Origin of the sequence: Chryseobacterium sp. KCF3-3 (genome assembly GCF_045865955.1) — a bacterium.
Classification (GTDB): Bacteria; Bacteroidota; Bacteroidia; order Flavobacteriales; family Weeksellaceae; genus Chryseobacterium.
Window position 1 is genome coordinate 3992521 of the sequence record NZ_AP035792.1, and the last position, 14501, is coordinate 4007021.

At 35.5% G+C, this 14501-nt stretch carries 8 protein-coding genes; 7 read left to right on the top strand and 1 reads right to left on the bottom strand.

Annotated elements, in window-relative coordinates:
* Positions 1-17: 17 nt before the first annotated feature.
* The 4 genes from ACKTTZ_RS17865 (at position 18) to ACKTTZ_RS17880 (ending at position 2499) form a co-directional block, all read left to right on the top strand.
* Entirely contained in the window at positions 18-551 is a 534-nt protein-coding gene (locus ACKTTZ_RS17865; protein ID WP_407846225.1) for a hypothetical protein, read from the top strand.
* A gap of 660 nt (positions 552-1211) precedes the next feature.
* Complete coding sequence (locus ACKTTZ_RS17870) at positions 1212-1340, top strand: hypothetical protein (RefSeq protein ID WP_301288037.1); 129 nt, start codon at positions 1212-1214, stop codon at positions 1338-1340.
* 257 nt (positions 1341-1597) lie between these two features.
* Complete coding sequence (locus ACKTTZ_RS17875; RefSeq protein ID WP_253318203.1) at positions 1598-1816, top strand: hypothetical protein; 219 nt, start codon at positions 1598-1600, stop codon at positions 1814-1816.
* 188 nt (positions 1817-2004) lie between these two features.
* The gene (locus ACKTTZ_RS17880) at positions 2005-2499 is read left to right on the top strand and encodes a retropepsin-like aspartic protease (RefSeq protein WP_407846226.1); all 495 of its coding nucleotides are present in this window, start codon (positions 2005-2007) and stop codon (positions 2497-2499) included.
* Positions 2500-2940: 441 nt separating this feature from the next.
* Here the strand turns inward: ACKTTZ_RS17880 and ACKTTZ_RS17885 are convergent, their stop codons facing one another.
* A complete protein-coding gene (locus ACKTTZ_RS17885; RefSeq protein ID WP_253318205.1) occupies positions 2941-3081 on the bottom strand; it encodes a CBS domain-containing protein in 141 nt (46 codons plus the stop codon).
* 1197 nt (positions 3082-4278) lie between these two features.
* On the opposite strand from ACKTTZ_RS17885, the gene ACKTTZ_RS17890 reads away from it, so the two are divergent.
* The 3 genes from ACKTTZ_RS17890 to ACKTTZ_RS17900 all read left to right on the top strand — a co-directional run bounded on the left by ACKTTZ_RS17890 (position 4279) and on the right by ACKTTZ_RS17900 (position 14408).
* Positions 4279-5640, top strand: a complete 1362-nt coding sequence (locus tag ACKTTZ_RS17890) for a hypothetical protein (RefSeq protein ID WP_407846227.1) — start codon at positions 4279-4281, stop codon at positions 5638-5640.
* 2130 nt (positions 5641-7770) lie between these two features.
* Positions 7771-9102 carry a hypothetical protein gene (locus ACKTTZ_RS17895; protein WP_407846228.1) on the top strand — a complete coding sequence of 444 codons (1332 nt, stop codon included), beginning with the start codon at positions 7771-7773 and terminating at the stop codon, positions 9100-9102.
* A gap of 4481 nt (positions 9103-13583) precedes the next feature.
* A complete protein-coding gene (locus tag ACKTTZ_RS17900) occupies positions 13584-14408 on the top strand; it encodes a hypothetical protein (protein ID WP_407846229.1) in 825 nt (274 codons plus the stop codon).
* Positions 14409-14501 lie beyond the last annotated feature (93 nt).

The following is a 14501-nucleotide window of genomic DNA, read 5'->3' on the forward strand; positions in this document are numbered from 1 at the left end:
AACTAAAAAAATGCCTTATGAGAAATATAGTTTTAATATTTACAATACTAATGTATTCCTTTACATCTGCGCAGATTTCAATAGGAAAAACAGATGTTAGCAATTCTTCAGTCTCACTGGAATTTGGGGCAGGAGACAAAGGGTTGATATTGCCATGGGTTAATAGTGCAGCCTCCATGTCAGGTGCTGTTAACGGAACTATGGTATATGACCTTTCAGATCATAGAGTGAAAGTAAAATACGCTTCAGGATGGAATGACCTTTCAAGGGAAACTACCGGAACTACAACAGATCCTGTTACGGGTATAGATGGTGTTGTCATTCAGAATTCTGCTAATGAAAACATCTCTGCTAAAGTAAGTATTGGAATCCCTTCAAGTGTTCCAGGTATTTTAGTATTGGAAGATACTGATAAAGCCATGATATTACCCAGAGTTGCCAATCCGCATCTTACCATCATAAATCCGGCTCCCGGAATGATGGTGTATGATACCGTCTCAAAATTATTGGCTGTATTCAATGGGACGGTCTGGTCTTTCTGGAAACCTTAAATAGAAGTTTTTATAGAATGATAATAAAATTGGATAATAAGTTCTCATAGTTTAGTATTTCATTTTGGTGTTTATTGTTGTTTGAAGCCCCCATTATGTCTCATGATATTTGAGGGGCTTTATAAAGACTAAAGAAATATTTATTGCATCTGGAAACGGAAAGTAAATAAGAGTAGTATAATACATTTTATTAAATTTTTAGGTTTGTTTAGACTCTTATAAAGGTGGGATATAGATTTTTATCAATAAAGGTCAATCAATCACTTTTCATAATCTCTTTAAAATTTCTATCAATCTCACTTTTAAAGAGTCTTTTTAAAATTGCTCATTAAAAACAAATTCTATTTAAGCTATAAGTAAGTAATAAAACAAAATTAAAATTATTTGAAACACAATGTCTATATATAGTGAATCACTTTCTCTTACTATGTGGTTTCAAAAAGTAAGAAAAGTGATTCTTTTTTTCAATAAATCTCTTTGAAGTAAGAGAGGTAAGTATAGAGAGAGTTCCAATAGTATAGCACCAAATACTACATTGTCATCTATTGTAGCTCCGCCTGTTACAGCTGTCTTCAATACTTATATAAGAATGAAAGTAATTGGTGATCTTCAGCTATTACACTGTGCTATTCATCTACTTATGGCCAATTAGAGGATTATGTGGCGAAAATATTTCCTGCCGTCACATTAGCTGCACAGAATAGTAGTGATGTTAAGGATACAGTAGATGTGTATATTCTAATCCGGCAGAAAATCAATCAACAGTGGCAGCCAATGGCAGCATACTGAAAAAATAATAGGAGTCTGATCTTTCTTGGTTTGTTTTCAGACTCTGAAAAGGTGAGCTGCTGATAGGTAATTTATTAATAACAAACAATTTTTTAATCTCTCCCATAATAAATTATTCTATCACTCTCACTTTTAAAACCATACATCAATAGGAATGTACATATAATTCTTTAAAAGAAAATGTAGTTGATGAAATAGCAACAAACGAATTTTTATGTATATGAATCAAATTTTAAAAACAATATGAAACAGGAAGAATGATAACAACACAAATGAATGAAATGAATTATAAGCATTTGCTTGGTAAAATTAAAAAAGAAATTTTAGAAGAATTAGGAGACGAACTCAACTATTACTCTTCAGATACGTGGTATTATATTCTTAAAACATCTTTTTTTGGAAAGAAAACAATTTTACGTGTCTATTTTGCTAATGACAGAGTAGTAAATTGGGATATTGAAAAGAGATATAAATGAATTTCAAAAGAAGAAGTGAAATTGGTATCAGGAGTAGGAGGAGCGGCAACAACAGGGATGACTCATGTTGAATCTTTTAATTGGTATGGGATTGAAATAAATGATACGGACTTAATGACCATGAAATTGAGTAAAATAAGAAACAGTAGAGGAACTGTTGGTGTGATTGGCTATAATGTCTTAAAAAATTGCAGGTTACTATTGATTATTACAAAAAGAAGATCATCATTGAGCCTTCAAAGGAGATAAAAAACTCTGAAGAATTTGGAAAAATGCTGGCTAAAGTTCCATTTGAAATGAAAAATCATATCCCGATTTTCCCTGTTGAAATCAATGGGAAAAAGTATATGGCGGGCTTAGATACCGGTGCAAATTCAAACCTTGCAGCAAAAAAAATCGTAGAAGATATAGGAAAGAAAACAATTAAAAAATATAAAGAAGCAGATATTAATGGCGTCGGAGGGGTAGCAAAAGATATGCAGGGAATAATCCCTCTGGTGAATTTTGGAGGCATTGATTATTCTAAAATGAGATTTGCTTTTGAAGATGATACTTTAGTAAGTTTTAATAATGCATATAAAGCTAATATGGATATATTGCTAGGGTATCCTTTCCTGGAAAAATATATTGCAACCATTGATTATGCTAATAAAGAAATAAGAATTTATACGGGTAATAAGTAAGATGATTACACAATAATATATCAGAATTTAAAAATACTTTTGGACGATTTAATAGCAAAGTAAAATTCAACTGGATAATCATAGTAGCAGCGGAATAGTTTTCTACAGGATTTAAAAGCTGAATCTTCAATAATGAAAGTAGATTTATAGATAAATTTGGTAATTTTTTTTTCATTTTTTGTGAGGTAGGAATGATTACTCATTTCTCCTATATTTTTCAATGAAATCCTTAAAGGATTTTCTTAGACATTATTTACGTAGGTGGAACAACTTCAGTTGTTCCGCCTTTTTTATCCATAGAAATAAGTAAATACATTAAATAGTTTTAACAAAAAAGCTTCAGTTTTATGGAAACGTATTGCTAAAACTGAAGGTATATATGTAAAGAGAATTTTTTTTAAAAGAGGGGCAATACCCTTAATATTGCTGCAACAAATATTTTTAAATATCCGTAGTGGTTACAATACCTTTCAGATCACCATTTTCCACTACAGGAACAGAATGAAAACTGTGCTCAGACAAGATCTCCACTACCTCTTTAATAGTAGTCTCCGGATCTACAATAACGAGAGCTTTGGTCATCACCTAGGAATACAGAATACATCATATACTACTGCAGATACTGGAACATCTTCAGTATCATACAGATCTTCTACATCAGCATAGCTGATCGATTAATGGTTACCAGTTCTTTGGTCATAATCTGAGAAATAGGGACTCTTTGTTTCATAACATTTTGTTTTAATTATTTTGAGAAATTTTCATGAAAAAACAATAATATATTGGCTTTTCTTATCTCAAAGTTAATGAAGAAATGCCTGTGAAATAGTATGTGAGATGCTGATTTTTATGAAATTTTCACAAATGTTCTAACTTTCTATAAAGACTATTCAAAACAGAAAGAATAAGTTGAGAAAAAGATTTTTTATTGATGAGAAAGCGAATATATAGGTCTGGATTGAAAACCTGGCAAAGATTGCTGAATTAAGAAGCTATGATCTGAAAGTTTAAAAAATAGAGATGAATAATTTTCCGCCGTTTTTCAGATACAATCTAACCGTATGATGATCTTTTATAATCACATTTATACATTCCGGCAATATTGCACTATCAGGAATTTAAATCAGGAATTCTTATTCTGAACTCAGTTTAATTAATATCCGGAATTAATAACAAAGGTTTTCTTATTGATAAGCCTTCGACAGGCTCAGGGTGGCAGCCCTAATACCAACTGAAATTTTAAGTGTTGTCAGGCTGAGCCTGTCGAAGCCTTTATTAAAGGATGCTCTTAGAGTTTCATCGCTCTTCAAATAAATAACCTCAGTTCAGGCAAAGAAAGCTGAGGCTGAAGATAGCAGGCTGGAAGAGGCTGAGGTCACTTTTGGGTATAAAAACTACACTGTATATCAAAGAAGAAAATCCTCCAAAGCTAGCCGCTGTATTTTCCTTTTGATTATTAGGGATAAAGCTTCCTTTAAGAGGATCTTTAAGTGATCAGTATCATGATTTTTATAAGATCGGGGAGACTTTAAAGCCTGAATTCAATTGATAAAACATCGCTAATTGATTGGATTCTCCGGTTTCATATTGAAGGGATGGCGATGATCAGTGATGACCAATTCCAACCAGGAATCATGAAGTGTATCGACAATGTGTCATAAAAATATGACAAAATCACATGCATAATGCGACATCAATAGCCTTTTTTTACTACAACAGAATCAATAATTTTATTTTTATAATTCTGTGAGGAATTTTATAAAACATAAATTTTAAACAATGAAAAAACAAACATTACTTTTGCTGGGGGTGTCTATGATGCTCACTCTTACCGTAAAGGCTCAGGTGGGAGTCAACAATACATCACCGAAAGCTACTTTGGATATTACAGCCAAAACAACGGACGGAACAGCCCCTGAGGGATTCATCGGACCGCGCCTTACCGGAGACCAGATCAAAGCGGCAGATGCACAATATACTGCTGTTCACACCGGGATGATGATCTATGCGACTGCTGCCGTGACTACGGCTTCTGCCAAAACAGTCAATATGACTGCTCCTGGTTATTATGTTTTTGACGGTACTGTATGGAATAAAGTAGGTACTTCGGTGCAGAATATCTATACTGCAGATGGTACCCTTACAGGAAACAGAACAGTAAGCCAGGCGGCTAATGATTTAGCATTTACCAATACAGCCACTACGGGTACCAGCCACTTTACCGTAGACGGAAATACCCTGAATGTCGATGCCGTTAATAACAGGGTGGGGATAGGCACGAATGTACCATTAGTAAAGTTGGATGTGGCCGGTGCTATTTTAAGCCGGGGTGGTGCAACAGTTGACCGTCAGGGTACGCAGATAGTGTGGAATGATGCTAATCTCGGTGGTGCAGGGCTGGGCTATTCCGGTATTCTGAACCATAGGGGTATAGGTAGTGGTGGCTTTGTATTTTCGGGAACAGCTGATAATACGACGTTCACAGAATACATGCGTATTCTGGGAGATGGCAGAGTGGGGATCGGGACAGCAACGCCAACCGTTAGGCTGGATGCAAGAGGAGCCGGAACAGATAATGCAATTGCTGTAGGGGGAACAACACAATCCGCCACAGCCGCTGGAACGGGGGCTATTAGATATAACACTACACTGGGACAGTTAGAATACAGTAATGGTACAACATGGGTGGCTTTAGTAGCAGGAAATGCTCCAAGCTATATACAAATTAAAAATACTGTAGACCAAACAATAAGTGCGGCAGGCACAAAGATTCTTTTCCAATCTACAATTACCTCAGCTGGTGCAGCTATTACCTATAATACATCAACAGGAGATATTTCATTACCAGCTGGCCGCACCTATCGTCTTGATTTTAATCCGGCCTATGTGCGAACCAATTGGGTTAGATATGCTTTTTATAATAATACAACTAACGCTGCTATCTCACATCAGGCGCAAGCAGATATCTTTAGTGATACATTAGCAATAAATAGCAATGGAAACCTTACTTACTTTATAACAACACCTGCAGGAAGTCCTACATCTATTAGTTTAAGAGTTACAGCATTAGGAGGATCCTCAATTCTGGGTATTGCTTCTGCAAACCTTTCATCAAACTTAAGTATTCAATCTATAGATTAACGAAATAAATTTTTCCAGGCGGGCGCGGGCGCAATGTCATTAAGTTAAGAGTTTAATGCATTGATTTTTAGTTGTTTTTGTTTTTTTTTAAGATTGTTCTTTTGTATATTCAACCGTGATCAATCAGTTAAATTGAGACGAAAAAATACTATAGACGGAAGCGTTCGTTTTTATATTGGAACATGGTCACTTATATCTGCTGCTGGTTTAGGGCATAATAATACTTTTGGATTATTTACCATTACCCGATTAAATAATAAAGTAACTCGTGAATGTGGCAAGGGTTTTTAATGGGATATCAGATTTTTTCTGATGCATTGAAAAAATAGTAATGCAGACGATCAGGAAAACTTTGAATGAAGTTCATACAATCATAAGCAGCGTTGAAAAAAAAATCACTTGTGTTAATATAATTTTCATTTTTGAAACGTGCTTATTTTATATGAAGGTGTATCACAACCAGATGATGTGGGTTGTGAATCGCTTAAACTAAAACCCTTCCCGGATAGAGATATAGGAAAATTTCATAAAAAAGGCCGTTTTCACGAGTTGTGAGACGGTCTCTTTTTTTGATCTATTTTGTCTATAGACCAAATTACTGAGAAATACAGGATCAGTCTCAAAAGTTGGAGGCTAAGAAAAAAGTGGTAATCCTTTGATAAAGTAATAGGGTTATCCGGTCGCTTAGAAAGAATCAATGAAATTGATTCTGCCTTTGCCTCATTAAAAATAGGATATCAGCTTTTTAAAACTTTGCGTCAGAATTATTCCGAATAAGCTGATTTTAAGCTTAAAGCGAAGCTTATCTTAATACTCTCAACACCTTACAGTCTTACTATTTCAAAAACAAAAGTTTAAACAAATTGATTCTTAAAAAAGAGAAACAGCCATTGCTGATGCTCTTCATACCTTCCAGCTTCCAAACCATCTAAATCAGAAATTTTTATCCCGGACTCAGGTTAAATACAGGGTAAAAAGAGCTGCCCTGAAAAATAACTAATGACGATCTTCTTTTTAACACGATGTCCGCAAAGAATAAAATTTATGATTGAAAATGTCCGCAAGGGCGTTTCACTCAGCAAGGGTCGCTATTCTTTGCTGAACGAAGTTCCCCGTAATTAATACCCGGAATTAATAACAAAGGTTTTCTTATTGATAACCCTTCGACAGGCTCAGGGTGACAGCCCGAATACCAACTGAAATTTTAAGCGTTGTCAGGCTGAGCCTGTCGAAGCCGTTATTAAAGGATTAGGTCAATAAAAATCCGGAAAATTTACTTGAAGGCACTGAAAAACTAACTATAAATTGAAAGGTTTAAACATAAAACCAGTCTAAGCCTTTCTGTTTGAGATATTTTTAAATTTTAGAAAATTCATTTAACCGATTTTCAAAGCCTTAAATCGACTGTTTTTATCTAAATTTTGGTTGTTTTTTTAAGCAGAACTTTTTCAGTGACCTCAGATATCCTGAACGCCTTTAAATAAAATTCTTGCTTATCCCTTTAATTAATATCCGGAATTAATAACAAAGGTTTTCTTATTGATAACCCTTCGACAGGCTCAGGGTGACAGCCCGGATACCAGCTGAAATTTTAAGCGTTGTCAGGCTGAGCCTGTCGAAGCCATCATTAAAGGCTGCTCTTAGAGTTTCATCTCTCTTCAAATAAATAACCTCAGTTCAGGCAAAGAAAGCTGAGACTGAGATGGCAGGCTGGAAGAGGCTGAGGTCACTTTTGGGTATAAAAACTACACTGTATATCAGAGAAGAAAATCCTCCAAAGCTAGCCGCTGTATTTTCCTTTTTGATTATTGGGGACAAAGCTTCCTTGGGAGGATCTTTAAGTGATCAGTATCATGATTTTTATAAGATCGGGGAGACTTTAAAACCTGAATTCAATTGATAAAACATCGCTAATTGATTGGATTCCCCGGTTTCATACTGAAGTGATGGCGATGATCAGTGATGATTAATTCCAACTGCAATCGTGAAGCGTGTTGACAGTGTGTCATAAAAATATGACAAAAACACATGCGTAATGCGACATCAATGGTCTTTTTTTACTACAACAGAATCAATAATTTTATTTTAATAATTCTGTGAGGACATTTATAAAACATAAATTTAAAAACAATGAAAAAACAAACTTTATTTTTACTGGGGGTCTCTATGATGCTCACTCTTACCGTAAAGGCTCAGGTGGGAGTCAACAATACATCACCGAAAGCTACTTTGGATATTACAGCCAAAACAACGGACGGAACAGCCCCTGAGGGATTCATCGGACCGCGCCTTACCGGAGACCAGATCAAAGCGGCAGATGCACAATATACTGCTGTTCACACCGGGATGATGATCTATGCGACTGCTGCCGTGACTACGGCTTCTGCCAAAACAGTCAATATGACTGCTCCTGGTTATTATGTTTTTGACGGCACTGTATGGAATAAAGTAGGTACTTCGGTGCAGAATATCTATACTGCAGATGGTACTCTTACAGGAAACAGAACAGTAAGCCAGGCGGCTAATGATTTAGCCTTTACCAGTACAGCCACTACCGGTACCAGCCACTTTACGGTGGACGGAAATACCCTGAATGTGGATGCCGTTAATAGCAGAGTGGGGATAGGCACGAACGTACCATTAGTAAGGTTGGATGTGGCCGGTGCCATTTTAAACCGGGGTGGTGCAACAGTTGACCGTCAGGGTACGCAGCTGGTATGGAACGATGCTAATCTGGGTGGCTCAGGGCTGGGCTATTCCGGTATTCTGAACCATAGGGGTACAGGTATTGGTGGCTTTGTATTTTCGGGAACAGCTGATAATACGACGTTCGCAGAATACATGCGTATTCTGGGCAATGGCAATGTGGGGATTGGGACAACCAGTCCGGCGGCTAAGCTTGAAGTCTCTTCAGGAACAGCCAATGTATCAGGATTGAAATTTTCAAACTTTAACAGCTCTACTCCCATAGGAACGGGACAGACAATAGGTGTTGATGCAAGTGGGAATGTTATTACGATGGCCAATGCTTCTGCAACTACTGTCACTACTACTGAATATGCGTCTACAACAGGTGCAATTTTTAATGTCAATGATTTAGGCTATACCATTGTCACCGGGACTCCCCAGAACATTACTATTCCGGCAGGGGGAAAAGCCCTGTTTATTAATTTTATGATGGGAATTGATTATTCAAATCCTCCTGCTGCAGGTAGTAATTTTGCTTATTATCAAGCTACGTTATTTATAGATGGAGTAGCTACTAATGTGTATCAGACTACTCAGGAAGGTTCGGTTGGTGGACAGGCCCAGTTTAATTTTTCTACGGTAAAATTCTTAACCGCTGGTGCCCATACCATAGATGCACGCATGATAAGAAGTGCTAATAATGGGACTACAGCAGGGGCTAATATGCCCTGTCGCCCAATATCTGTTTCATTTAATGCTTCCTATTTAAACTAAGAATAACCGGGGATGTAGTAGTGCTATGACTACCCAAATATTCATTAAAGCGATTAATTAACTCGTGAATGTGGCAAGGGTTTTTAATGGGATATCAGATTTTTTCTGATGCATTGGAAAAAATAGTAATGCAGACGATCAGGAAAACTTCGAATGAAGTTCATAGTCATAAGCAGCGTTGAAAAAAAAATCACTTGTGTTAATATAATTTTCATTTTTGAAACGTGCTTATTCTATATGAAGGTGTATCACAACCAGATGATGTGGGTTGAGAATCGCTTAAACGAAAACCCTTCCCGGATAAAGATATAGGAAAATTTCATAAAAAAGGCCGTTTCACGAGTTGTGAGACGGCCTCTTTTTTTTGATCTATTTTGTCTATAAACCAAATTACTGAGAAATACAGGATCAGGCGCAAAAGTTGGAGGCTAAGTAAAAAAAAGTGGTAATCCTTTGATAAAATAATAGGGTTATCCGGTCGCTTAGAAAGAATCAATGAAATTAATTTTGCCTTTGCTTTCTTAAAACAGGGTACCATCTTTTTAGAAATCTTTGCGTTTTCCAACAGATTTTTTCTGGTGTTTTATTAGAAAAACGCAAAAACGCAAAAGAAATTTATAAACTTTATGCTTTAAGGCGCAAAGATTTTATCTCCGATAAAATTGTATGCAGAATACTTTCACAAGTTGAAAATCTACCTTAAAACTGATTTGGAGTAATTCCTTTTATTTTTAAACCATTATTCATTCCTGTTTCAATTGCTGAAAATCTTTGATTTTCTTGCGTCTTCAAAATAATATATGTAATTATCATTTTGCACCCTTTAATTAATACCCGGAATTAAAAACAAAGGTTTTCTTATTGATAACTCTTCGACAGGCTCAGGGTGGCAGCCCGGATACCAACTGAAATTTTAAGCGTTGTCAGGCTGAGCCTGTCGAAGCCATTATTAAAGGATTAGGTCAATAAAAATCCGGAAAATTTATTTGAAGGCACTGAAAAACTACCTATAAATTGAAAGGTTTAAACATAAAACCAGTTTAAGCCTTTCCGTTTGAGATATTTTGGATAACCCTTCGACAGGCTCAGGGTGGCAGCCCGGATACCAACTGAAATTTTAAGCGTTGTCAGGCTGAGCCTGTCGAAGCCATTATTAAAGGATCAGGTCAATAAAAATCCGGAAAATTTACTTGAAGGCACTGAAAAACTAACTATAAATTGAAAGGTTTAAACATAAAACCAGTTTAAGCCTTTCTGTTTGAGATATTTTGGATAACCCTTCGACGGGCTCAGGGTGACAGCCCGGATACCAACTGAAATTTTAAGCGTTGTCAGGCTGAGCCTGTCGAAGCCATTATTAAAGGATCAGGTCAATAAAAATCCGGAAAATTTACTTGAAGGCACTGAAAAACTAACTGTTTTTATCTAAATTTTGGTTGTTTTTTTTAAGCAGAACTTTTTCAGTGACCTCAGATATCCTGAACGCTTTTAAATAAAATTCTTGCTTATCCCTTTAATTAATACCGGGAATTAATAACAAAGGTTTTCTTATTAATAGCCCTTCGACAGGCTCAGGGTGACAGCCCGGATACCAACTGAAATTTTAAACGTTGTCAGGCTGAGCCTGTCGAAGCCATTATTAAAGGATTAGGTCAATAAAAATCCGGAAAATTTATTTGAAGGCACTGAAAAACTAACTGTTTTTATCTAAATTTTGTTTTTTTTAAGCAGAACTTTTTCAGTGACCTCAGATACCCTGAACGTTTTTAAATAAAATTCTTGTTTATCCCCTTAATTAATACCCGGAATTAATAACAAAGGTTTTCTTATTGATAACCCTTCGACAGGCTCAGGGTGACAGCCCGAATACCAACTGAAATTTTAAGCGTTGTCAGGCTGAGCCTGTCGAAGCCGTTATTAAAGGATTAGGTCAATAAAAATCCGGAAAATTTACTTGAAGGCACTGAAAAACTAACTATAAATTGAAAGGTTTAAACATAAAACCAGTCTAAGCCTTTCTGTTTGAGATATTTTTAAATTTTAGAAAATTCATTTAACCGATTTTCAAAGCCTTAAATCGACTGTTTTTATCTAAATTTTGGTTGTTTTTTTAAGCAGAACTTTTTCAGTGACCTCAGATATCCTGAACGCCTTTAAATAAAATTCTTGCTTATCCCTTTAATTAATATCCGGAATTAATAACAAAGGTTTTCTTATTGATAACCCTTCGACAGGCTCAGGGTGACAGCCCGGATACCAGCTGAAATTTTAAGCGTTGTCAGGCTGAGCCTGTCGAAGCCATTATTAAAGGATTAAGTCAATAAAAATCCGGAAAATTTACTTGAAGGCACTGAAAAACTAACTATAAATTGAAAGGTTTAAACATAAAACCAGTTTAAGCCTTTCTGTTTGAGATATTTTTAAATTTTAAAAAATTCATTTAACCGATTACCAAAGCCTTAAATCGACTTTTTTTATCTAGGTTTTGGTTGTTTTTTTTAAGCAGAACTTTATACCCGGAATTAATAACAAAGGTTTTCTTATTAATAACCCTTCGACAGGCTCAGGGTGACAGCCCGGATACCAACTGAAATTTTAAACGTTGTCAGGCTGAGCCTGTCGAAGCCATTATTAAAGGATTAGGTCAATAAAAATCCGGAAAATTTATTTGAAGGCACTGAAAAACTAACTGTTTTTATCTAAATTTTGGTTTTTTTAAGCAGAACTTTTTCAGTGACCTCAGATACCCTGAACGTTTTTAAATAAAATTCTTGTTTATCCCCTTAATTAATACCCGGAATTAAAAACAAAGGTTTTCTTATTGATAACCCTTCGACAGGCTCAGGGTGGCAGCCCTAATACCAACTGAAATTTTAAGTGTTGTCAGGCTGAGCCTTTCGAAGCCATTATTAAAGGATTAGGTCAATAGAAATCCGGAAATTTACTTGAAGGCACTTAAAAACTAACTATAAATTGAAAGGCTTAAACATAAAACCAGTTTAAGCCTTTCTGTTTGAGATATTTTGGATAATCCTTCGACAGGCTCAGGTCAATAAAAATCCGGAAAATTTACTTGAAGGCACTGAAAAACTAACTATAAATTGAAAGGTTTAAACATAAAACCAGTTTAAGCCTTTCCGTTTGAGATATTTTTAAATTTTAAAAAATTCATTTAACCGATTCTCAAAGCCTTAAATCGACTGTTTTTATCTAAATTTTGTTTTTTTTTAGCAGAACTTTTTCAGTGACCTCAGATATCCTGAACGCTTTTAAATAAAATTCTTGTTTATCCCCTTAATTAATCCCCGGAATTAATAACAAAAGTTTTCTTATTGATAAGCCTTCGACAGGCTCAGGGTGACAGCCCGAATACCAATTGAAATTTTAAGCGTTGTCAGGCTGAGCCTTTCGAAGCCATTATTAAAGGATTAGGTCAATAGAAATCCGGAAATTTACTTGAAGGCACTGAAAAACTAACTGTTTTTATCTAAATTTTGTTTTTTTTTTAGCAGAACTTTTTCAGTGACCTCAGATATCCTGAACGCTTTTAAATAAAATTCTTGTTTATCCCCTTAATTAATCCCCGGAATTAATAACAAAGGTTTTCTTATTGATAACCCTTCGACGGGCTCAGGGTGACAGCCCAAATACCAACTGAAATTTTAAGCGTTGTCAGGCTGAGCCTGTCGAAGCCATTATTAAAGAATTAGGTCAATAAAAATCCGGAAAATTTATTTGAAGGCACTGAAAAACTAACTGTTTTTATCTAAATTTTGTTTTTTTTAGCAGAACTTTTTCAGTGACCTCAGATATCCTGAACGCTTTTAAATAAAATTCTTGCTTATCCCTTTAATTAATCCCCGGAATTAATAACAAAGGTTTTCTTATTGATAACCCTTCGACATGCTCAGGGTGGCAGTCCGAATACCAACTGAAATTTTAAGTGTTGTCAGGCTGAGCCTGTCGAAGCCTTTATTAAAGGATGCTCTTAGAGTTTTATCTCTCTTCAAATAAATAACCTCAGTTCAGGCAAAGAAAGCTGAGACTGAAGATGGCAGGCTGGAAGAGGCTGAGGTCACTTTTGGGTATAGAAACTACACTGTATATCAGAGAAGGAAATCCTCCAAAGCTAATCGCTGTATTTTCCTTTTTGATTATGAAGGACAAAGCTTCCTTTGGGAGGATCTTTAAGTGATCAGTATCATGATTTTTATAAGATCGGGGATACTTTAAAACCTGAATTCAATTGATAAAACATCGCTAATTGATTGGATTCTAAAGTTTCATATTGAAGGGATGGTGATGATCAGTGATGATCAATTCCGACCAGGAATCGTGAAGTGTATCGACGGTATGTCGTATAAATATTACAAAATCACGTGTATAATGCGACATCAATAGGCTTTGACTACTAGTATAGAATGAGTAATTTTATTTTCATAATTCTGTGAGGACATTTATAAAACATAAATTTTTAAAAAATGAAAAAACAAACTTTACTTTTATTGGGGGTGTCTATGATGCTCACTCTTACCATTAAGGCCCAGGTGGGAGTAAATACGCAAAACCCTCAAGGGGTGCTTCACGTTGATGGAGCTAAGGATAATGCTGCTGCTGGAACCCCCACTGCGGCTCAACAACTTAATGACTTTACTGTAACTAGTAATGGAAATGTTGGAATTGGAACCACTAGTCCTGGTACTAAATTAGATGTAATCTCTACAACAGGAGGGGTGGCTATTCCTAGAGTTACAAATATAGAGAGGGATGCAATAGTTACTCCGCCTATTTCTACTATGATTTATAATACATCAAGTAATGCTATAAATTATAATACAGGTACCCCTGCACTTCCTGTGTGGAGTGTTCTTCAGTCTACTTCCCTTCCATCTGAAGTATACCTGAATGATATAACTTTTACAACAAGTTCGCCTCTTAATACTGTTTATCCAATAACTGGTTTATCACAATTAGCTAATTTCAATCCTGCTGCTTATACTGTATTCTCGGATAGAATCGTAGTTAATACGACGGGAATGTATATGATATGTTCTGGTGGTGAACAAAGAGGGACTTACACTAATTCGCCTGGTGATAATTATTTAAGGATTCTATTTAAAGTAAATGATATTGATCCTACTTTTGTTTTTACTTCTCCTACCAGTATGTCTACTGGGACATATAATGTATTTGGCTGTACTACAAAACAATTAAATGCTGGAGATGTATTAACTTTATTTTATCAAAGTTCTTTTGAAGGTAGACTGTCAAAACTTAGAACATTTTATATTAAAAAGCTTAATTAAGAGCCGTTACTCTCTGCAGACCTGATCTTCATTGAAAGAATAGGATTAGCTTAAGTGAATCCGTCTTACAACCAAAAAGTGAGACGGATTCTT

What these genes read in the sequence shown, in the direction of transcription:
- ACKTTZ_RS17865 (WP_407846225.1), top strand. Translation starts at nt 18, where the DNA reads ATGAGAAATATAGTTTTAATATTTACAATACTAATGTATTCCTTTACA.
- ACKTTZ_RS17875 (WP_253318203.1), top strand. Translation starts at nt 1,598, where the DNA reads ATGATAACAACACAAATGAATGAAATGAATTATAAGCATTTGCTTGGT.
- ACKTTZ_RS17885 (WP_253318205.1), bottom strand. Translation starts at nt 3,081, where the DNA reads ATGACCAAAGCTCTCGTTATTGTAGATCCGGAGACTACTATTAAAGAG.
- ACKTTZ_RS17890 (WP_407846227.1), top strand. Translation starts at nt 4,279, where the DNA reads ATGAAAAAACAAACATTACTTTTGCTGGGGGTGTCTATGATGCTCACT.
- ACKTTZ_RS17895 (WP_407846228.1), top strand. Translation starts at nt 7,771, where the DNA reads ATGAAAAAACAAACTTTATTTTTACTGGGGGTCTCTATGATGCTCACT.
- ACKTTZ_RS17900 (WP_407846229.1), top strand. Translation starts at nt 13,584, where the DNA reads ATGAAAAAACAAACTTTACTTTTATTGGGGGTGTCTATGATGCTCACT.